The sequence below is a fragment of the Pseudomonas chlororaphis subsp. aurantiaca genome (assembly GCF_013466605.1).
GTDB lineage: Bacteria > Pseudomonadota > Gammaproteobacteria > Pseudomonadales > Pseudomonadaceae > Aquipseudomonas > Aquipseudomonas chlororaphis_I.
The window spans coordinates 2,097,948-2,119,695 of sequence record NZ_CP059162.1 but is presented as its reverse complement, the minus strand read 5'-3'; the positions used below and the strand labels follow the sequence as shown (position 1 = coordinate 2,119,695).

Here is a 21,748-nt window from a genome sequence, read left to right as displayed (position 1 = left end):
ACATTCCAGCCCACCGCAAGCCCAAAAGAAAGGCCGCGCACCCTTAGAAGTTTACGCGGCCCGTCAGAAGCGTCCGATGCGGACCTTAACGCTTGTCTTCGACTTTCCAGCTACCACCGTCGTAGAACGCACGCCAGCCGGTCGGCTTGCCGTCAACTTCGGTCTGCACGTACTGCTCCTTGGTCTTGCGGCTGTAGCGAATCACCGCCGGACGACCCTCCGGGTCCTTCTTCGGCGCTTCGCAGAGGAAGTGATACTTCGGATCGATCTCGTCCTTGTGCGGGATCAGCTCGAGTACCAGCGGTGCGCGAGTTTCACGGTTTTTCGGGAACTGGCTGGCCGCCAGGAACAGACCCGAGGCCCCGTCGCGCAGGATGTAGGTGTCGTTGACCTTCTCGCATTTCAGCTCGGGCATCTTCACCGGGTCCATCTTCGGTGGCGCCGCGTCACCGCTCTTGAGCAGCTTGCGGGTGTTCTTGCAGGTCGGATTGGTGCATCCGAAGAACTTGCCGAAACGACCGGTCTTGAGCTGCATCTCGCTGCCGCACTTGTCGCACTCCAGGCTCGGACCTTCGTAGCCCTTGATGCGGTAGCTGCCCTCTTCGATCTCGTAGCCCGCGCAATCCGGGTTGTTACCGCAGATGTGCAGCTTGCGCTTCTCGTCCAGCAGGTAGGCATCCATCGCCGTGCTGCAGATCGGGCAACGGTGCTTGCCGCGCAGTACCAGCGACTCGGATTCACCCTCGTCGTCCGCGGCGATCTCGTCGCCCGGCACCAGGTTGACGGTAGCCTTGCAGCGCTCTTTCGGCGGCAGGCTGTAACCCGAACAACCGAGGAACACACCGGTGGAGGCGGTGCGAATCTGCATCGGACGACCACAGGTCAGGCACGGAATATCGGTCATCACCGGCTGGTTGGCACGCATGCCGCTGTCGCTGCCTTCGGCCACTTCGAGTTTCTTCTTGAAATCGCCATAGAACTCGTCGAGGACGTTTTTCCAGTCGCGCTCGCCCTGGGCCACGTCATCGAGGTGCTCTTCCATGCCGGCGGTGAAGCCGTAGTCCATCAGGTTGGAGAAGCTCTCGGACAGACGCTCGGTGACGATGTCGCCCATCTTTTCCGAATAGAAACGACGGTTGTGCAGCGCCACGTAGCCACGGTCCTGGATGGTGGAAATGATCGCCGCGTAGGTCGAAGGACGACCGATGCCACGCTTTTCCATTTCCTTGACCAGGCTGGCTTCGGAGTAACGCGCCGGCGGCTTGGTGAAGTGCTGGCTCGGATCGAGCTTGATCAGCTTCAGCACATCGCCCTGCGCCATGTCCGGCAGGACATCGTCGTCGCCCGGCTTGCTCATCTGCGGCATGACACGGGTGTAGCCGTCGAACTTGAGGATACGGCCCTTGGCACGCAGCTCGAAGCCACCAGCGGCGACGCTGACGGTGGTCGACAGGTATTGCGCCGGCAGCATCTGGCAGGCCACGAACTGGCGCCAGATCAGCTCGTAGAGGCGCTCGGCGTCACGTTCCATGCCCGACAGCTTGCTTGGGTGGGTATTCACATCGGACGGACGAATCGCTTCGTGCGCCTCCTGGGCCCCTTCCTTGCTGCTGTAGAAGTTCGGCGAGGACGGCAGGTACTTGTTGCCGAACTCTTCTTCGATATAGGTCCGCGCCATCGTCAGGGCATCAGCCGAGAGATTGGTCGAGTCGGTACGCATATAGGTGATGTAGCCGGCTTCATACAGACGCTGGGCCATCATCATGGTTTTCTTCACCCCGAAGCCCAGGCGGTTGCTCGCGGCTTGCTGCAGGGTGGAAGTAATGAACGGGGCCGACGGCTTGCTGCTGGTCGGTTTGTCTTCGCGCTTGGCGATGGTGTAGGTCGAAGCCTTGAGCTTCTCCAGCGCCGCCATGGCCTGGGCTTCGTTCAGCGGCTTGAAGGCCTCACCGTTTTCCCGGGCCACTTCGAAGCGCACATTGGCGCCCTTGGCAGTGCCGAGGTCGGCATGAACTTCCCAGTATTCCTCAGGGATGAAGGCACGGATTTCGCGCTCGCGCTCCACCACCAGCTTCACCGCCACCGATTGCACGCGACCGGCAGACAGCCCACGGGCGATTTTGGCCCACAGCAGCGGCGAAACCATGTAACCCACCACGCGGTCGAGGAAGCGACGCGCCTGCTGGGCGTTGACCCGATCGATATCCAGCTCGCCCGGCTGGGAGAAGGCTTCCTGGATCGCCTTCTTGGTGATTTCGTTGAACACCACGCGCTTGTAGCGGCTGTCATCCCCACCAATGGCTTCCCGCAGGTGCCAGGCAATAGCCTCCCCTTCGCGGTCCAAGTCCGTTGCGAGATAGATGGTGTCGGCATCCTTGGCGAGCCGGCGCAGCTCTTCGATGACTTTTTCCTTGCCTGGAAGGATCTCGTACTTGGCTTTCCAGCCGTGGTCCGGATCGACTCCCATGCGCGAGACCAGCTGCTTGCGCGCCTTCTCCTTGGCCGACAGCGCCGGTGCTTCACCAGCAGCCGCCTTGCCACGCTTGGCGGCAGGCTCTTTGGCGGCGCTCGCCGAACCACTGGTGGGCAGGTCTCGGATATGGCCGATACTCGACTTCACCACGTATTGGTTACCCAAGTACTTGTTGATGGTCTTGGCCTTAGCCGGGGATTCCACAATGACCAGCGATTTGCCCATGGATCGGAAAATTCCTGAATTCGAGAAGTGAGAGGCGGTTGGCGCCTGACGCGGCACCGCTATATATAGTGGCAACAAGGTGAGGTCAAGCGCAGGGTTTTGCGCGACCTCGGCTCATGGCCGTGAAAAAAGACTGGGTTCGGCCTGCACCAAAGCAAAGCGTGGCACCTGCTCGCCGTCAACTTCGACCGACTCCAGGAACATGCTCAAGGGGCGCACCCAAAAGCCGTAATCGCCATACAGGGCTTGATAGAACACCACTTCTTCTTCCGTCTCGGAATGCCGCGCCACGCTGAAAACGCGGTACTGCGGTCCCTTGTAATGCTGATAGAGCCCGGGTTGTAATTGCATGTTCTGGCCCTCGCGCAAAATAAAAAATAATAAATCTTCAGAAAAACAAAAACCGGGGCACAGGGCCCCGGCTTCCATCAACGCAACGCTTAAACGCGTTCGAAGACGGTGGCAATCCCCTGACCGAGGCCAATGCACATGGTGGACACGCCAAAGGTGCCGCCATTCTGCTTCATGACATTGAGCAAGGTGCCGGAGATACGCGCACCGGAACAACCGAACGGGTGACCCAGGGCGATCGCGCCGCCGTGCAGGTTAACCTTCTCGTTCATCTTGTCGAGCACTTTCAAATCTTTCAGCACCGGCAGAGCCTGCGCCGCGAAAGCTTCGTTGAGCTCGAAGAAGTCGATATCGGCAATTCCCAGGCCCGCGCGCTTCAGTGCTTTCTGCGTGGCCGGTACTGGACCATAGCCCATGATCGCCGGATCCACACCCGCCACCGCCATCGAGCGGATCACTGCCATCGGCTGGATGCCCAGGTCCTGGGCACGCTGCGCCGACATCACGATCATGCACGAAGCACCATCGGTGATCTGCGACGAAGTACCGGCAGTCACGGTACCGCCCTTCGGATTGAAGGCCGGTTTGAGGGCCGCCAGGCTTTCCAGGGTGGTCTCGGGACGAATGGTTTCATCGTAGTCGAACAGTTTCAGGAAACCGTTCTCGTCGTAACCCTGCATCGGGATGATTTCATCCTTGAACTTGCCTTCCACGGTCGCCTTGTGGGCGAGCTGGTGGGAGCGCAGGCCGAAGGCATCCTGTTGCTCACGGGTAATGCCGTGCATCTTGCCGAGCATCTCGGCGGTCAGGCCCATCATGCCCGAGGCTTTCGCCGCGTACAGGGACATGTGCGGGTTCGGGTCGACGCCGTGCATCATGCTCACGTGGCCCATATGCTCGACGCCACCCACCACGAAGACGTCACCGTTGCCGGTCATGATCGCCTGGGCGGCGGTGTGCAATGCGCTCATCGACGAACCACACAGGCGGCTGACGGTTTGGCCGGCCGAGGTGTGCGGGATCTGGGTCATCAACGACGCCATGCGCGCGATGTTCCAGCCCTGCTCCAGGGTCTGGTTCACACAGCCCCAGATCACGTCCTCGACTTCCGCCGGATCGACCTTGGAGTTGCGTTCCAGCAATTTACTGATCAGGTGCGCCGACATGTCTTCGGCGCGGGTGTTGCGGTGCATGCCGCCCTTGGAGCGGCCCATCGGAGTACGACCGAAGTCGACAATCACGACGTCTCTAGGATTCAAGCTCATATATTCACTCTCGCTCTAGTAGGGGGCGCTTAACCGAAGAAGCTCTGGCCGTTCTTGGCCATCTCGCGCAGCTTCGCGGTCGGGTGGTACAGCGCGCCCAGATCGGCGTACTGGTCGGCCAGGGCAACGAACTCGGCAACACCGATCGAATCGATGTAGCGCAGTGCACCGCCACGGAATGGAGGGAAACCAATACCGTATACCAGGCCCATGTCGGCTTCGGCCGCGGTCTCGACGATGCCGTCTTCCAGGCAACGAACGGTCTCCAGGCACAGCGGGATCATCATCCAGTTGACGATGTCCTCGTCAGTGACTTCACGCTGCTCGTACACGATAGGCTTGAGCACTTCCAGAACCGACGGGTCGGCCACTTTCTTCTGCTTGCCTTTCTTGTCGGCCTCGTAGGCGTAGAAGCCCTTGCCGTTCTTCTGGCCCAGGCGCTTGGCTTCGTAGAGCACATCGATAGCCGAACGGCGATCGTCTTTCATGCGATCCGGGAAGCCTTCGGCCATCACGTCACGACCGTGGTGGCCGGTGTCGATGCCAACCACGTCCATCAGGTAGGCCGGACCCATTGGCCAGCCGAATTTTTCCATGACCTTGTCGATGCGCACGAAGTCCACACCGGCGCTGACCAGCTTGGCGAAACCGCCGAAGTACGGGAACAGCACGCGATTGACCAGGAAGCCCGGGCAGTCGTTGACCACGATCGGGTTCTTGCCCATTTTCTTGGCGTAGGCAACAGTGGTGGCCACGGCCAGCTCGCTGGACTTCTCGCCACGGATGACTTCGACCAGCGGCATCATGTGCACCGGGTTGAAGAAGTGCATGCCGACGAAGTTTTCCGGACGCTTGAGGGCCTTGGCCAGCAGGCTGATGGAAATGGTCGAGGTGTTCGAAGCGAGGATGGTGTCCTCTTTGACCTGGTCTTCGACTTCGGCCAGAACCGCTTGCTTAACCTTAGGGTTCTCGACGACCGCTTCGACCACCAGGTCGACGTGACCGAAGTCACCGTAGGACAGCGTAGGGCGAATGCCGTTGAGCACTTCGGCCATCTTCGCCGCGGTCATGCGACCTTTATCGACACGGCCGACCAGCAGCTTGGCGGCTTCCGCCAGGCCTTGCTCGATACCGTGTTCGTTGATGTCTTTCATCAGGATCGGCGTGCCTTTGGACGCCGACTGGTAGGCGATACCGCCCCCCATGATGCCGGCACCAAGTACGGCGGCCTGCTTCACATCGTGGGCGATTTCGTCATAGGCCTTGGCCTTTTTCTTCAGCTCCTGGTCGTTCAGGAACAGGCCGATCAGGCTCTGCGCGGCAGAAGTCTTGGCCAGCTTGACGAATCCCGCGGCCTCGACTTCCAGCGCCTTGTCACGACCGAAGTTGGCGGCTTTCTGGATGGTCTTGATGGCTTCGACCGGCGCCGGGTAGTTCGGGCCAGCCTGGCCGGCGACAAAACCCTTGGCGGTTTCGAAGGACATCATCTGTTCGATGGCGTTGAGCTTGAGCTTTTCCAGCTTCGGCTGACGCTTGGCCTTGTAGTCGAACTCCCCGGAGATGGCGCGCTTGACGGTGGCCAGAGCCGCTTCATGCAGTTTTTCCGGAGCGACGACAGCGTCGACGGCGCCGACTTTCAGTGCGTCTTCGGCACGGTTTTCCTTGCCGGCGGCAATCCATTCGATGGCGTTGTCGGCACCGATGATGCGTGGCAGGCGAACGGTACCGCCGAAGCCCGGGTAGATACCCAGCTTGACTTCCGGCAGGCCGATCTTGGCGCTGGAGGACATGACGCGATAGTCAGCTGCCAGGCACATTTCCAGACCGCCGCCCAGCGCGATGCCATTGATCGCGGCAACGGTCGGAACGTTGAGGTCTTCGAAATCGCTGAAAATCTTGTTGGCTTCGAGGTTGCCTGCGACAAGCTCTGCATCCGGCAGCTTGAAGTTGTCGACAAATTCGGTGATGTCGGCGCCGACGATGAAGACGTCCTTGCCACTGCTGACGATCACACCCTTGACCGACGCATCTGCCTTGATGGCGTCTACGGCCGAACGCAATTCGTTCAGGGTAAGACGGTTGAACTTGTTGACGGACTCACCCTTGAGGTCGAAATTCAATTCGACGATGCCACTTTCAAGAGCCTTAACCGTGATGGCTTTACCTTCGTAAATCATCAACTGATCTCCACGATATGGAAGCTGAACAGTACACGTCGGACGCTAACTTCTGACTCGGCAAAGACGTTTCCATCGATGCTACGCCAATCCGCCAGGCACACCCGCCAACGCGATAGTCGGGATTCTGGAAGAGCCGTCTGGTAATACAAACGCTCAATTCATACGCCCGTTTGATTTGGGTACGCCACATTCAGGCAAAATCCGACAATTGTCAATCGCCCAAAAGGTTGTTTAAAACGCGACTTCTTAGTCATTCCAGACGGGCACGCACCATCAACAAGCTTGCTCATCTCAGGACATTCATAGAATCAATCTTTAGAAAAGTCGCCCTAATACGTAGCCCCCACAATCGATTCGCGGCTACGCTGGCACAATCCTGGAACAAAAATATGGATGCCTGGCCGAAAACCAGGCGTAAGATCAGCGACAACTCTATCCCCGCCGGTCAGAACCAGGGGATCAGAAAGGATTTACCGGCCTGCCTGGCCAACCCAGCCCGACCCTGTCGGGCTTTTTATTGCCTGTTTTTCAATAACCTGGCCATTGCAGCGCAGGTCATGCTTCACGCCAGCGCCTTGAGCACCGCGGCAATGTCTTGCAAAACACTGGCTTCGCCACGTTCGCCCCAATACAGGACGATCATCTGCCGGTCGGCCTCGACCTTGAACACATTGGCCGGCAGCGTGCGAAAGTGCTCGAGCAAGGCCGGGTCCGCACAGGCTTCCCGCCATTGGTTGACCCACATCCCCGGCGCACTTTGCCAGTAGGCCCAGCAGGCCGGCTGAGTGCCGCGCCGTGGCCGATGGTATTGCGCGCAGGGGCTTGGAGGCTGCGGATCCATCCAGTGTGGCCATTCCTGAGGCGCCAGCTGCATACCCAGGCCAATGCGGCGCGCCTCCATGCGCAGGGCGATCTGCCCGCTCTGGCGGCGCGACGGGCGCAGCCAGGCCAGCGGGCTCAACACCACCGCGAGGATTGACACCACTATCCAGACCGTCATATCTGTACTCCCGATTCTTGATGAGCCGTTTGATCCAGGTCGGGACCAATCCGCTTGAAACCAGCCATACTTGAAGCTATTGCAATCCTCAGGAGGAGCACCTCATGCCCTACCACCATATTCTGGTCGCCGTAGATCTAACCGAAGAGTGCGATCCTGTTATCCACCGGGCCCGCGAGCTTTCGGTCAGCAACAGCGCCAAATTGTCCCTGGTGCATATTGTCGAGCCGATGGCCATGGCGTTCGGCGGCGACGTGCCGATGGACCTGTCCCAATTGCAACAGCAGCAGTTCGACCAGGCCAAGGAACGCCTCGATCGCCTCATCACCAAATACCCTGAACTGTCCAAGGAATACAGCCACCTGACCTATGGCCAACCACGCCAGGAAATCCACCATCTGGCCAAGGAACAGGAATGCGACCTGATCGTGGTCGGCAGCCATGGCCGGCACGGCCTGGCCCTGCTATTGGGCTCGACCGCCAACGACGTACTGCACGGCGCCCCTTGCGACGTGCTGGCCGTGCACCTGGTCAAACGCTGAGCCCGCTGCCCGCAGAACTCTTCACCTGCCCCGGCCCTGCAAAAAGCCCGACATGAATGTCGGGCTTTTTTATTGACGCCAGGTCATTCAGGCATCCAGCTCGGCCCAACGCTCGACCATCACGTCCAGTTCAGCGTTGAGCTGTTCCAACTGGGCGATGACCGCCGTGGTCTCGGCCGCAGGACGCTGATAGAAACCGGCGTCGGCCATCTCCGCTTCCACGCTGGCGATCTGCTGTTCCATGGCTTCGATCTGGCCAGGCAACGCCTCAAGCTCACGCTGCAACTTGTAGCTGAGCTTCTTCTTGGCCGCAGGCGCTTCCTGTGCCGCAGCAGGAGCCGCCGCGACGGGCGCAACCACCGCCGAGTTCAGCTCGGCCTTGCCCGACTTGTTCTCGGTCACACCCAGCAGACGTGGCGAACCGCCCTGGCGCAGCCAGTCCTGATAACCGCCGACGTATTCGCGAACCTTGCCTTCGCCTTCGAACACCAGGGTGCTGGTCACCACGTTATCGAGGAATGCCCGGTCGTGGCTAACCATCAGCACGGTGCCCTGGAAAGTCAGCAGCACTTCTTCCAGCAGCTCGAGGGTTTCCACGTCCAGGTCGTTGGTCGGTTCGTCGAGCACCAGCAGGTTGGCCGGTTTGCTGAACAGCTTGGCCAACAATAGACGGGCACGCTCGCCACCGGACAGCGCCTTGACCGGCGTGCGGGCACGCTGCGGGCTGAACAGGAAATCGCCCAGGTAGCTGAGCACGTGACGGCTCTGGCCATCGATATCGATAAAGTCGCGACCTTCGGCGACGTTGTCGATCACGGTCTTTTCCAGGTCCAGCTGGTGACGCAACTGGTCGAAGTACGCCACGTCGATACGCGTGCCCTCCTCGACCTTGCCGCCGCTCGGCACCAGGCCGCCCAGCATCAGCTTGAGCAGCGTGGTCTTGCCGGTGCCGTTGGCGCCGAGCAGGCCGATACGGTCGCCGCGCTGCAGGACCATGGAGAAATTCTTGACCAGGAATGGCCCGCCCGGATGAGCAAAGCTCACGTCTTCGAGCACCATGACCTGTTTGCCGGACTTGTCCGCGGTTTCCAGCTGGATATTGGCCTTGCCGGTGCGCTCGCGACGTTCGCTGCGCTCGACCCGCAGGGCCTTGAGGGCGCGCACGCGACCTTCGTTACGGGTACGGCGGGCCTTGATGCCTTGGCGAATCCAGACTTCTTCCTGGGCCAGGCGCTTGTCGAACAGCGCGTTGGCCGTCTCTTCGGCCGCCAGTACCGCCTCCTTGTGCACCAGGAAGCTGGCGTAGTCGCCGTTCCAGTCGATCAGCCCACCACGGTCCAGTTCGAGAATCCGGGTCGCCAGGTTCTGCAGGAAGGAACGGTCGTGGGTAATAAAGAGGACGGCGCCCTGGAAGTCCTTCAAGGCTTCTTCCAGCCAGGCGATGGCGCCGATATCCAGGTGGTTGGTCGGTTCGTCGAGCAGCAGCAGGTCCGGCTCGGACACCAGGGCCTGGGCCAGCAGGACGCGACGACGCCAGCCACCGGACAGCTCGGCGAGGGTCTTGTCGGCCGGCAGTTGCAGGCGGCTCAGGGTGCTGTCCACCAGCGTCTGCAAGCGCCAGCCATCACGGGCTTCGAGGTCGTGCTGGACATGCATGAGCTTTTCCAGATCGGCATCGGTGACAATGTTCTGGCTCAGGTGGTGGTACTGCGCCAGCAGCTCGCCAACGCCATCGAGGCCCTGGGCGACGACGTCGAACACCGTCCGCTCGTCGGCCACTGGCAATTCCTGCGGCAATTCGCCGATTTTCAGACCGGGCGCGCGCCATACGGAACCGTCGTCGGGCTTCTGATCGCCCTTGACCAGCTTCAGCATGCTGGATTTGCCAGTGCCGTTACGGCCGATGATGCACACCCGCTCACCACGGGCGATCTGCCAGGACACCTTGTCCAACAACGGCATAGCGCCGAACGCAAGGGACACATCGCTGAATTTGAGCAGGGTCATGAGCTTCTCCAAAAACCGGGCGCGCATTCTACCTGAGTTGAGGCCTCAGAAGGCCGGCATTTTCGCTCCTGAAGCACCCTGAACAACATTTGCAGCGAACTGGCGACAAGAGGCCGGCAAAGCTTTCACCCGTAGCTGGCAAAAGGCTAAGCTAGGAAATAATCAGTGTTGGCATTGTCGGCACTTGTCATGATTTCTCTGCCCGGATGTCTCATGCGCAGTCGCCTTTTCAGTCTTTTATCCTGCCTGCTTCTTTCTGCCTCTGCCGTGCACACTGCTCAGGCCGCGGACCTCTCACTCCAGCGTCAATATTACGACGAGGCCAAACGCGCCCTGGCCAAGGGCGACACCGGCCCGTATTTCCGCTACCGCCAGGTCCTGGCCGACTACCCGCTCGAGCCCTATCTGGCCTACGACGAACTGACCGCCCGGCTAAAGACCGCCAGCAACGCCGAGATCGAAAAGTTTCTCCGTGAACACGGCGACCTGCCCCAGGCCAACTGGATGAGACTGCGCTGGTTGCGCTGGCTGGCCGAACGCGGCGACTGGGCCACCTTCGTCAAGTATTACGACCCCAAGCTCAACTTCACCGAACTGGACTGCCTGAACGCGCAATACCAGCTAGGCCATAACCTCAAGGCCGAAGGTTACGCCGCCACCGACAAGCTCTGGCTCAGCGGCAAATCCCTGCCGGCCACCTGCGACGCGCTGTTTGCCCAGTGGGCCGCCGAAGGCCAGTTGACCGAACAGAAGCGCTGGCAGCGCGCCAAGCTGGCCGCCGAAGCCCGCAACTATCCGCTGGCCAATAGCCTGGTCAAAAGCATGACCACCCTCGCCCCCCAGGGCCGGCTGCTGGTGGACGTTGCCCAGAAGCCCGAGCTGCTCAGCCAGCCGTCGCGCTTCACTCCGGCCAGCGAAGCCATGTCCGACGTGGTCGGCCTGGGTCTGCGCCGCCTGGCCCGCCAGGATCCGGACAGGGCCATGGCCCTGCTCGACGGTTATGCCAGCAGCATGCACTTCTCCCGTGACGAAAAAGTGGCGATCGCCCGGGAAATCGGCCTGACCCTGGCGCGGCGCTTCGACAGCCGCGGCCTGGAGGTGATGACCAAATACGATCCCGAGCTGCGCGACAACACGGTCTCCGAATGGCGCTTGCGCCTGTTGCTGCGCCTGGCGCGCTGGGAAGATGCCTACCAGCTGACCCGCAAACTGCCCCAGGACCTGGCGACCACCAACCGCTGGCGCTACTGGCAGGCGCGCAGCCTGGAACTGGCCGAGCCGCAGAACCCTCAGGCCCAGACCCTCTACAAGGGCCTGGCCAACGAGCGCGACTTCTATGGTTTCCTCGCGGCCGACCGCACCCAGCTGCCTTATCAGTTGAACAACAAACCGCTGGTGCTCAGCCAGCAGGTGATCAACAAGGTACGCAATACGCCTGGCGTGCGGCGCGCCCTGGAGTTCCATGCCCGCGGCCAGATCGTCGATGGCCGGCGTGAGTGGTACCACGTCAGCCGTCATTTCAGCCGTGACGAAATGGTCGCCCAGGCCAAGCTGGCCTACGACCTGAAATGGTACTTCCCGGCCATCCGCACCATCAGCCAAGCGAAGTACTGGGACGACCTGGACATCCGCTTCCCGATGGCCCACCGCAACACTCTGGTGCGCGAAGCCAAGGTCCGCGGCCTGCACTCGAGCTGGATATTCGCGATCACCCGCCAGGAAAGCGCGTTCATGGACGACGCTCGCTCAGGCGTCGGCGCGGCCGGCCTGATGCAGCTGATGCCTGGTACCGCGAAGGAAACCGCGCGCAAGTTCAGCATCCCGCTGGCCTCGCCGCAGCAAGTGCTGAACCCGGACAAGAACATCCAGCTCGGCGCCGCCTACCTGAGCCAGGTGCACAGCCAGTTCAACGGCAACCGGGTGCTCGCGTCCGCCGCCTACAACGCCGGTCCCGGTCGCGTGCGCCAATGGCTCAGGGGCGCCGACCACCTGAGTTTCGACGTCTGGGTCGAAAGCATTCCGTTCGACGAAACCCGCCAGTACGTGCAGAACGTGCTGTCCTACTCGGTGATCTACGGCCAGAAACTCAATTCGCCACAGCCACTGGTGGATTGGCATGAGCGGTATTTCGACGATCAGTAAGCGATAACGCCCAATAAAAATGCCCGCAGCGATGCGGGCATTTTTGTTTTCAGCGCGGGCTCAGGAGAGCCTGGCCATCGCTGAACTGCAACGCCGCCAGGCGCGCATACAGCGGATTGCTGGCGATCAACTCCTGGTGGGTACCCACCGCCACCAGCCGCCCCTGATCCATCACCGCGATCCGGTCGGCGTTTTTCACCGTGGCCAGGCGATGGGCGATCACCAGGGTGGTGCGATTCCTCATCAGGCTCGGCAAGGCCTGCTGAATCAAATGCTCGCTCTGGGCATCCAGGGCGCTGGTGGCTTCATCCAGCAACAGGATCGGCGCATCCACCAGCAGTGCCCGGGCAATCGCCAGGCGCTGGCGCTGGCCACCGGAAAGCCCCAGCCCCGCATCGCCGAGGTGGGTCTGGTAACCCTCGGGCATTTTCTCGATGAAGTCATGGGCGTAGGCGATCCTTGCCGCCTCCTTGACCTGCTCCGGGGTGGCCGAGGGCTTGCCATAACGAATGTTCTCCTCGATGCTGCCGAAGAACAGCGCCGGGCTTTGCGACACCAGGGCAAAACAGCGACGCACATCCTGCGGATCGAGTTGGGTCAAGGGCACGCCATCGAGCAGGATGCGCCCCTGCTCCGGGTCGTAGAAACGCAGCAGCAGATCATAAATGGTCGACTTGCCCGCCCCCGACGGCCCGACCAGCGCCAGGGTTTCCCCCTCGCGGACCGTCAGGCTCAGGCCATCGACGGCATAACTGTCCGGACGCGATGGATAAGAGAAGCGCAGGTTCTCCAGCACCAACTCGCCCCGCACCCGCTCGGGCAAGGTGGCCAGGCCGTCTCTCGGCGGCTGGATCAGGTTTTCCGAACGCAGCAATTCGGCAATCCGCTCCGCCGCGCCGGCGGCCCGTTGCAGCTCGCCGATCACTTCGCTCAGGGTGCCGAAGGCACTGCCGACGATCAGGCTGTAGAAAACAAAGGCCGCCAGCTCGCCACTGGAAATGCGCCCGGCAATCACGTCCATGCCACCGACCCAGAGCATTACCCCGACCGCGCCCAGCACCAGCACGATCACCAGGGTGATCAGCCAGGCACGCTGGACGATACGCCGCCGCGCGGTGTTGAACGCCTCCTCCACCGTCAGGGCGAAACGCCGCTCATCCTGGGGCTGGTGGTTATAGGCCTGGACGGTCTTGATCTGGCCCAGGGTCTCCGCCACATAGCTGCCGACGTCGGCGATACGGTCCTGGCTCAAGCGTGACAGGCTGCGCACCCGGCGGCCGAAAATCAGGATCGGCACCAGCACCAGAGGCAAGGCGATCACCACGATGCTGGTGAGCTTGGGATTGGTGACAAACAGCAACACGATGCCGCCGATGACCATCAGTGCATTGCGCAAAAACAGTGAGAGCGACGAGCCGATCACCGATTGCAGCAAGGTGGTGTCGGCGGTCAGCCGCGACTGGATCTCCGAGCTGCGATTGTTCTCATAGAAGCCCGGGTGCAAGTAGATCAGATGATTGAACACCTGCCGACGGATATCCGCCACGCAGCGCTCGCCAATCCACGACACCAGGTAGAAACGCACGAACGTCCCCACCGCCAGCCCCAGCACCAGCAGCAGAAACAGGCCGATGGACTGGTTGAGCAGGTCCGGTGATCCGGTCATGAAGCCCTGGTCCACCAACAGGCGGATGCCCTGCCCCATGGACAGGGTGATGCCCGCGGTCACCACCAGCGCCAGCAACGCCCCCAGGGCCTGCCAGCGATAAGGCGCGATGAAACGACTGGCCAGGCGAATCGCCCGGCGTTGACGTGAAGAAAGCATGAAGTTCATCCGGGAGCACACCTGGGAACGGCCCCGCCCTATCCACCGCTGGATGATCCAGCAGAGCGATGAGGCGAAGCCCTGTTTGTCGGAACCGATTTCCTGAAGCCTGTTTTTCTGGAACCTTCTTTTCCTGGAACTTCGGTAAATCACAATGAGTCAGGTTAATTATGTCCTCTGACACTAGAGCCTAGATGCTATTGGTCTAAGGTCCGAGTGGAAGTCCACAGGCATTTCTGTTGGACTGAGGACTCCCCGGATAGAAAACGCCGTAGTGGGACCTTGCAGGGAGTTGTCACAGCTTGGTCACCTGGCGGTTTTAAAGTAAGCGCACAACCTGATGAGGAGACAGGCCATGTCCTTGCAAAACAGCAGCAATGACAAGATTGAAGTGATTCGTACCCACCCCGACCAGTCTCTGGGATGCGCCATCATCGACGCTCAGGGTCGCGAAGTACCGATCACCGAAGACATGATCCAGAACGCCTGCCGCGAACTGGAAAAGCGACTGGTCAAGCCTGCGCAGCAAGATTGACACATAGCCTCACGTCCTCTTGACCCGGCCCTGAAGCCGGGTTTTTTATGCCTGCCGGAAACGACCCGGCCCAAGACCCGATCAACGAACCGACACCGCCCCCAAGGCCGATACGATCTGCTGCAAGCCTGGTGCTTCGCCCTGGATACGCACGGCCAGCCCATCGATTTCACGTCGTGGCGGATAACCCTTGCGCAACGCATCGAAGGCCGCGCGCTGCTCGGCCACGCTGCCCACCAGGCTGCGGCGGAAATCCGCATCGTCGCGCCGCGGGTCGTAGACCGCCCGACAGATCATCGCCAGGGACCAGGCCGGGTCGCTATTGGCATCGAGACTCACCTCCGACAGCCACGGCCGAGGCAGCAGGTCGCGCAAATGAATCGCTTGCGGCTGGCCGAGGTAATCGCAGAGCGCCTGATAGATCTGCGCCGTCCCGCGCTGCCGGCCATCGAGGCTGTAACCGGCAATATGCGGTGTGGCCAGCACGCAGAGTTCGGCCAGGGCCACGTCGACCTGGGGTTCGCCTTCCCAGACATCCAGCACCGCCTGCAGGTCTTCGCGTTCGAGCAACACCTCGCGCAGGGCGCTATTATCCACCACCGCGCCACGGCTGGCGTTGATCAGCCAGGCGCCGGGGCGCAGTTGACGCAGGCGCCGCTTGTCCAGCAAGTGCCAGGTCGGCAGCTCGCCGGCCTTGGTCAAGGGAGTATGCAGGCTGACGACATCGCACTGGGCGAGGATCTGTTCCAGGCTGACATAGTCGCCACCTTCCGCCACCTGCCGTGGCGGGTCGCAGACCAGGACCTTCCAGCCCAGGCCGCGCAATACCTCGATCAGCCGTCCACCGACCTCACCCGCGCCCACCACGCCGTACGTGCGTTGTGTCAGGTCGGCGCCTTCGATTTCCGCCAGGCTCAGCAGGCTGCCCAGCACATAGTCGACCACCCCGCGCGCATTGCAGCCCGGCGCGCTGGACCAGCGGATGCCCGCCTCGTGGAAATACTCGAGGTCCAGGTGATCGGTGCCAATGGTGCAGGTCCCGACAAACCGCACCTGGCTACCCTCGAGCAGGGCGCGGCTGACCTGGGTCACCGAACGCACCAACAGCACATCGGCGCCCTCGATGGCGGCGCGGTCGATGGCCCGCCCCGGGAAACGGCGGATCTCGCCGAAGCCGGCAAAAAAGGCATCGAGCAGGGGAATATTTTCATCGGCAACAATCAGCATGGCAGGCTCCTTTCGCGGAGCCGCAGTTTAGGCGTAGAAGGCTGTTTTCGGCCAGCGAGCAATCCACCTCACCGGCCGCCGCCAGCACTTACAAATCGACAACAGAGGTTTTTTCCTGACTCATCCGTCAATGCGTAGAATACGCCGCCCTGCGCATCAACCCTGTGGACGCTTCGCCTGTGAATTCCGTGACCGATACTCCTGCCACTTCCCTCAACCGCCCGGCCCGAGTGCGCCTTGAACTGCGCAGCCTGTTGGCCCTGGCCTTGCCGATCATGATCGCTCAGCTGGCGACCACGGCCATGGGCTTCGTCGATGCGGTGATGGCCGGACGGGTCAGCCCACGAGACCTGGCGGCGGTGGCGCTGGGTAACTCGATCTGGATCCCGGTGTTCCTGTTGATGACCGGCACCCTGCTGGCCACCACGCCCAAGGTGGCCCAGCGGGTCGGCGCCGGCACCTACGGCGAGATCGGCCCGATCGTGCGCCAGGCGCTGTGGCTGGCCCTGGCGGTCGGCCTGAGCGCCAGCCTGATCCTGGTCAATGCCGAGCCGGTGCTGCACTTGATGAAGGTCGACCCGACCTTGATCGACCCCTGCATGGAATACCTGCACGGCATCGCCAGCGGCCTGCCGGCGGTGGCGCTGTATTACGTACTGCGCTGCTGCAGCGATGCCCTGGGGCGCACCCGGCCGAGCATGGTCATCGGTCTGTTCGGCCTGGCCCTGAACATCCCCATCAACTACGTGTTCATTTATGGCCACCTCGGCATGCCGGCCATGGGCGGCGTCGGTTGCGGCTGGGCCACGGCGATCGTGATGTGGGCGATGATGCTGGCCATGGCCGGCTGGACCCGCTGGGCCCCGGCCTACCAGAGCAGCCAGCTGTTCAAGCGTTTCGACTGGCCACAATGGGCGGTGATCAAGCGTTTGCTGAGCGTCGGCCTGCCGATCGGCATCGCGGTGTTCGCCGAATCGAGCATCTTCGCGGTGATCGCCCTGTTGATCGGCAGCCTCGGCGCCACGGTGGTGGCCGGGCACCAGATCGCCCTGAACATCAGCTCCCTGCTGTTCATGATTCCGTATTCCCTGGGCATGGCGGTCACGGTGCGGGTCGGCCAGGCCCTGGGCGCCGGCAACCCGTATCAGGCGCGCTTCGCCGCCGGCGTCGGCCTGGGTGCGGCGCTGGCCTTCGCCCTGTTCTCCGCGAGCCTGATCCTCCTGCTGCGCGAATCCATCGCCTCGATCTACACCCCGGACACCGCGGTGATCCAGGTGGCGGCGATGCTGATCGTGTACGCCGCGCTCTACCAGTTCTCCGACGCGATCCAGGTGATCTGCGCAGGCGCGCTGCGTGGCTACCAGGACACCCGGGTGACCATGGTCCTGACGCTGCTCGCCTACTGGGGCATCGGTTTGCCGGTGGGTTATATGCTGGGGCTGACCGACTGGTTCGGCCCTGCCAGCGGCCCGAGCGGGCTGTGGGAAGGTCTGATCGCCGGCCTGAGCTGCGCGGCGCTGATGCTGTCGATCCGCCTGGCACGTAGCGCGCGCAAGCGAATCCGCATCAGCCGAGCGGCGGCTTAATCGGACTTCTTGCGAATCCAGTACAGATAGGTGCCGGCCTCTTCCTGCTGGGCGACCAGCTCATGGTCGAGGAACACGCAGAACTTGGGGATGTCGCGGCGGGTCGAGGGATCGGTGGCGATCACCTTGAGCAGGCCGCCGGGCTGCAGGTCACGAATATGCTGGTGCAGCATCATGACCGGCTCCGGGCAATTGAGCCCGGAGGCATCCAGCGTGCCGTCGACCGGCGTATCGATGATTTGACTCATAACTCACTCCTGAAACTGGCCGGCATTGTCGCGCAATGCCGGCATCGACGCTATCTGTGACATTGCGCCGCAACTGCGCTCAACGGGCCTTGGGCTTCTTTTCATCCAGCCGACGCAGGTGGCAGGTCACTTCTTCACGGTCGTGGTACAGCTGCTTGCAGCCGATGGCCACGCGAATGCCACGGGCCTTGAAGCCGTCTTCGATACGTTCGAGCAAACGCTTCACTTCCGCGTAACGCTGCTTCATCGGCAGCTTCAGGTTGACCACCGCTTCGCGGCAGTGCCCATCGCCGATCCAGGTTTCCAGCAAGGCGGCGTTGCGCGCCGGTTTCTCGACGATATCGCAGACCATCCAGTCCACCGGCTGCTTGGGCTTGAAGGTGAAACCGTCGGCCATCAGGTGCTGCACCAGGCCGGTGTCCATCAGGCTTTCGGCCATCGGCCCGTTATCGACAGCGGTGACCAGCATGCCGCGGTTGACCAGTTGCCAGGTCCAGCCACCCGGGGCGGCGCCGAGGTCGACGCCAGTCATGTCGCCGTGCAGGCGCTCGTCCCACTGATCGCGAGGAATGAAGTGGTGCCAGGCCTCCTCCAGTTTCAGGGTCGAGCGGCTGGGCGCTTCACGAGGAAACTTCAAGCGCGGAATGCCCATCGGCCACATGGCCGAATTGCCGGCATCGGCCAGGCCGACAAACACCTCGCGGCCGCTTTTGAAGGTCAGCAGCAAGCGCGGCTTGCCGGCATCGTCCACCAGCTTGCCGGCCGCCGTCAGGGCTTTGCGCAGCGGCGCTTCGAATTTCTTGCAGAAGTTCGACAGCTCTTTGCCGTCATTGGTATCCACCACTTCCAGCCACAGGCTGCCGCAGGTCGGGAAGCTCGCCAGATGGGCCAGGATCACGCTGATGCGGTCGGTTTCCGGCAGATCGACGAAGACGCCCCGCGCCCATTGCCGCGGGAAGATCAGCTCGGCGAAACGCAGCTCGCGCATCAGGCGCTCGGCGCCGTCTTCTTCGCTGCACACAAACTCGGCACAGGCGGTGCTCGGCTTGGCCTTGGCGTATCCGGCCACATTCAGGCGCGCGGCATGGTCGGCGATCTCGGAACAGACTTCGCCTTCGAAGCCCGGCCGGCAGTGCATAAAGAGGGTGTTCATCGAATCTCCTGGGCAATTGGCAATGAATCATGCGCAAACCCGCTGTAGCAAAGCCTGTCACGAAAACCGGCGCATGATAGCCGAGTTCGGAACCTTGGACTTGTCCATAGAGTCCAGTTATTAGCCAGCTACTGAAAACAGGGCTAGCTTAAGAGCTCTGCCCTTCCCGTCAGGTCCGTAGCCGTGCGGACCAAAAGGAGTGATTCAATGCCGTCCCTCGATAGCCTGAAAACCCTTAAAACATTAAAAGTCGACGACAAGACCTACCACTACTTCAGCCTGCCCGAAGCCGCCAAGCGCCTTGGCGATCTCGACAAGCTGCCGATGTCGTTGAAAGTCCTTCTGGAAAACCTGCTGCGCTGGGAAGACGAAAAGACCGTCACCGGCGCCGACCTCAAGGCCCTCGCCGCCTGGCTCAAGGAGCGTCGCTCGGATCGCGAGATCCAGTACCGCCCGGCGCGGGTGCTGATGCAGGACTTCACCGGCGTGCCGGCGGTGGTCGACCTGGCGGCCATGCGCGCGGCCATGGCCAAGGCCGGCGGCGACCCGCAACGCATCAACCCGCTGTCGCCGGTGGACCTGGTGATCGACCACTCAGTGATGGTCGACAAGTTCGGCAGCAACACCGCCTTCGAACAGAACGTCGACATTGAAATGCAGCGCAACGGCGAGCGTTATGCCTTCCTGCGCTGGGGCCAGAGCGCCTTCGACAACTTCAGCGTGGTGCCGCCCGGCACCGGGATCTGCCACCAGGTCAACCTGGAATACCTGGGCCGCACGGTCTGGACCAAGGACGAAGACGGCCGTACCTACGCCTTCCCCGACACCCTGGTCGGCACCGACTCCCACACCACCATGATCAACGGCCTCGGCGTGCTCGGCTGGGGCGTGGGCGGCATCGAGGCCGAGGCGGCGATGCTCGGCCAGCCGGTGTCGATGCTGATCCCGGAAGTCATAGGTTTCAAACTGACCGGCAAGCTCAAGGAAGGCATCACCGCCACCGACCTGGTGCTGACCGTCACCCAGATGCTGCGCAAGAAAGGCGTGGTCGGCAAATTCGTCGAGTTCTATGGCGATGGCCTGGCCGACCTGCCGCTGGCCGACCGCGCCACCATCGCCAACATGGCCCCGGAATACGGCGCCACCTGCGGCTTCTTCCCGGTGGATGACGTCACCCTGGAATACCTGCGCCTGTCCGGCCGCCCGGACGCCGTGGTGAAGCTGGTGGAGGCCTACAGCAAGATCCAGGGCCTGTGGCGCCTGCCGGGCAAGGAGCCGGTGTTCACCGACAGCCTGGCGCTGGACATGGGCACGGTGGAAGCCAGCCTGGCCGGGCCGAAGCGGCCGCAGGACCGGGTCTCGCTGCCGAATGTCGGCCAGGCCTTCACCGACTTCCTCGACCTGCAGTTCAAGCCCACCAGCAAGGAAGAAGGCCGCCTGGAAAGCGAAGGCGGTGGTGGCGTGGCCGTGGGCAGCGCCGATCTGATAGGCGAAGTCGATTACGCCCACAATGGCCAGACCTATCGCCTGAAAAACGGCGCGGTGGTGATCGCCGCTATTACCTCCTGCACCAACACCTCCAACCCCAGCGTGATGATGGCCGCCGGCCTGGTGGCGAAAAAGGCCGTGGAAAAAGGCCTCAAACGCAAGCCCTGGGTGAAGAGTTCGCTGGCCCCGGGTTCGAAAGTGGTCACCGACTACTACAAGGCCGCCGGGTTGACCCAATACCTCGACGCCCTGGGTTTCGACCTGGTGGGTTATGGCTGCACCACCTGTATCGGCAACTCCGGCCCCTTGCCGGAGCCGATCGAGAAAGCCATCCAGAAAGCCGACCTGACCGTCGCCTCGGTACTGTCCGGCAACCGCAACTTCGAAGGCAGGGTGCACCCGCTGGTGAAAACCAACTGGCTGGCCTCGCCGCCGCTGGTGGTCGCCTATGCCCTGGCCGGCAGCGTGCGCATCGATATCAGCCGCGAACCGCTGGGCGAAGGCAAGGACGGCAAACCGGTCTACCTGCGCGACATCTGGCCGAGCAGCCAGGAAATCGCCGAGGCCGTCACCCAGGTCAACACCCGGATGTTCCACAAGGAGTACGCCGAGGTGTTCGCCGGCGACGCCCAGTGGCAAGCCATCGAAGTACCGCAGGCCGCGACCTATGTGTGGCAGGCGGATTCCACCTATATCCAGCATCCGCCCTACTTCGACGACATCTCCGGCCCTCTGCCGGTGATCAAGGATGTGACGGGCGCGCGGGTCCTGGCGCTGCTGGGCGACTCGGTGACCACCGACCACATTTCCCCGGCCGGCAACATCAAGGCCGACAGCCCGGCCGGCCGCTACCTGCGCGAGCAAGGCGTGGAACCGCGGGACTTCAACTCCTATGGCTCGCGCCGCGGCAACCACCAGGTGATGATGCGCGGCACCTTCGCCAACATCCGCATCCGCAACGAAATGCTCGGCGGCGAGGAAGGCGGCAACACTCTGTACATTCCCACCGGCGAGAAACTGGCGATCTATGACGCGGCCATGCGTTACCAGCAAGCGGGCACGCCACTGGTGGTGATCGCCGGCCAGGAATACGGCACCGGCTCCAGCCGCGACTGGGCGGCCAAGGGCACCAACCTGCTGGGGGTCAAGGCGGTGATCGCCGAGAGCTTCGAGCGCATCCACCGCTCCAACCTGGTGGGCATGGGCGTGCTGCCGCTGCAGTTCAAGCTCGACCAGAACCGCAAGAGCCTGAACCTCACCGGCAAGGAAATCCTGGACATCCAGGGCCTGACCGGCGTCGAACTGACGCCGCGGATGAACCTGACCCTGGTGATCACCCGCGAGGATGGCAGCCAGGAAAAGGTCGAGGTGCTGTGCCGCATCGACACCCTGAACGAAGTGGAATACTTCAAGTCCGGCGGGATCCTGCACTACGTCCTGCGGCAACTGATCGCCGCATAACGCCTTGCTGCAAAACCAACACCGCCTACGGGCGGTGTTT

The 21,748-nt window shown here is 62.2% G+C and carries 15 protein-coding genes; 5 read left to right on the top strand and 10 right to left on the bottom strand.

Going from position 1 to position 21,748, the window contains the following annotated elements; genetic code table 11:
- Positions 1-85 precede the first annotated feature (85 nt).
- The 5 genes from topA to H0I86_RS09630 form a co-directional block, all read right to left on the bottom strand.
- Positions 86-2,698, bottom strand: a complete 2,613-nt coding sequence (gene topA, locus H0I86_RS09650; protein ID WP_009047964.1) for a type I DNA topoisomerase — start codon at positions 2,696-2,698, stop codon at positions 86-88.
- Positions 2,699-2,812: 114 nt separating this feature from the next.
- Complete coding sequence (locus tag H0I86_RS09645) at positions 2,813-3,049, bottom strand: DUF1653 domain-containing protein (RefSeq protein ID WP_023968538.1); 237 nt, start codon at positions 3,047-3,049, stop codon at positions 2,813-2,815.
- Between the two features lie 89 nt (positions 3,050-3,138).
- The gene (fadA, locus tag H0I86_RS09640) at positions 3,139-4,314 is read right to left on the bottom strand and encodes an acetyl-CoA C-acyltransferase FadA (RefSeq protein WP_180924835.1); all 1,176 of its coding nucleotides are present in this window, start codon (positions 4,312-4,314) and stop codon (positions 3,139-3,141) included.
- Positions 4,315-4,343: 29 nt separating this feature from the next.
- A complete protein-coding gene (fadB, locus tag H0I86_RS09635) occupies positions 4,344-6,491 on the bottom strand; it encodes a fatty acid oxidation complex subunit alpha FadB (protein WP_009047961.1) in 2,148 nt (715 codons plus the stop codon).
- Positions 6,492-7,056: 565 nt separating this feature from the next.
- Positions 7,057-7,494, bottom strand: a complete 438-nt coding sequence (locus H0I86_RS09630) for a hypothetical protein (protein WP_180924834.1) — start codon at positions 7,492-7,494, stop codon at positions 7,057-7,059.
- A 104-nt stretch (positions 7,495-7,598) separates the two neighbouring features.
- On the opposite strand from H0I86_RS09630, the gene H0I86_RS09625 reads away from it, so the two are divergent.
- Positions 7,599-8,036: a universal stress protein gene (locus tag H0I86_RS09625; RefSeq protein ID WP_007921319.1), complete on the top strand. Its 438-nt coding sequence runs from the start codon at positions 7,599-7,601 to the stop codon at positions 8,034-8,036.
- Positions 8,037-8,123: 87 nt separating this feature from the next.
- Here H0I86_RS09625 and H0I86_RS09620 read toward each other — a convergent pair whose 3' ends face one another.
- Positions 8,124-10,043 (bottom strand): ATP-binding cassette domain-containing protein, encoded by a 1,920-nt coding sequence (locus H0I86_RS09620; protein ID WP_180924833.1) that lies wholly within the window; start codon positions 10,041-10,043, stop codon positions 8,124-8,126.
- Between the two features lie 213 nt (positions 10,044-10,256).
- On the opposite strand from H0I86_RS09620, the gene H0I86_RS09615 reads away from it, so the two are divergent.
- The gene (locus H0I86_RS09615) at positions 10,257-12,185 is read left to right on the top strand and encodes a transglycosylase SLT domain-containing protein (protein ID WP_180924832.1); all 1,929 of its coding nucleotides are present in this window, start codon (positions 10,257-10,259) and stop codon (positions 12,183-12,185) included.
- Positions 12,186-12,234: 49 nt separating this feature from the next.
- On the opposite strand, the gene H0I86_RS09610 is transcribed toward H0I86_RS09615, so the two are convergent.
- Positions 12,235-14,019: an ABC transporter transmembrane domain-containing protein gene (locus H0I86_RS09610; protein ID WP_180924831.1), complete on the bottom strand. Its 1,785-nt coding sequence runs from the start codon at positions 14,017-14,019 to the stop codon at positions 12,235-12,237.
- A gap of 346 nt (positions 14,020-14,365) precedes the next feature.
- On the opposite strand from H0I86_RS09610, the gene H0I86_RS09605 reads away from it, so the two are divergent.
- Positions 14,366-14,545 carry a PA1571 family protein gene (locus H0I86_RS09605; RefSeq protein WP_007921326.1) on the top strand — a complete coding sequence of 60 codons (180 nt, stop codon included), beginning with the start codon at positions 14,366-14,368 and terminating at the stop codon, positions 14,543-14,545.
- A gap of 81 nt (positions 14,546-14,626) precedes the next feature.
- On the opposite strand, the gene pdxB is transcribed toward H0I86_RS09605, so the two are convergent.
- Positions 14,627-15,772 (bottom strand): 4-phosphoerythronate dehydrogenase PdxB, encoded by a 1,146-nt coding sequence (pdxB, locus tag H0I86_RS09600; RefSeq protein ID WP_180924830.1) that lies wholly within the window; start codon positions 15,770-15,772, stop codon positions 14,627-14,629.
- A gap of 179 nt (positions 15,773-15,951) precedes the next feature.
- Between pdxB and H0I86_RS09595 the strand changes: the two genes are divergently transcribed.
- The gene (locus H0I86_RS09595) at positions 15,952-17,358 is read left to right on the top strand and encodes an MATE family efflux transporter (protein WP_180924829.1); all 1,407 of its coding nucleotides are present in this window, start codon (positions 15,952-15,954) and stop codon (positions 17,356-17,358) included.
- On the opposite strand, the gene tusA is transcribed toward H0I86_RS09595, so the two are convergent.
- Both tusA and rlmM read right to left on the bottom strand, forming a co-directional pair.
- Positions 17,355-17,606, bottom strand: coding sequence for a sulfurtransferase TusA (tusA, locus tag H0I86_RS09590; RefSeq protein WP_180924828.1), 252 nt, complete (start codon positions 17,604-17,606; stop codon positions 17,355-17,357). The two genes, H0I86_RS09595 and tusA, sit on opposite strands and share 4 nt — an antisense overlap.
- A gap of 79 nt (positions 17,607-17,685) precedes the next feature.
- The gene (gene rlmM / locus H0I86_RS09585; RefSeq protein ID WP_180924827.1) at positions 17,686-18,759 is read right to left on the bottom strand and encodes a 23S rRNA (cytidine(2498)-2'-O)-methyltransferase RlmM; all 1,074 of its coding nucleotides are present in this window, start codon (positions 18,757-18,759) and stop codon (positions 17,686-17,688) included.
- Positions 18,760-18,966: 207 nt separating this feature from the next.
- Between rlmM and acnA the strand changes: the two genes are divergently transcribed.
- The gene (acnA, locus tag H0I86_RS09580) at positions 18,967-21,708 is read left to right on the top strand and encodes an aconitate hydratase AcnA (RefSeq protein WP_180924826.1); all 2,742 of its coding nucleotides are present in this window, start codon (positions 18,967-18,969) and stop codon (positions 21,706-21,708) included.
- The last annotated feature ends 40 nt before the right edge of the window (positions 21,709-21,748 follow it).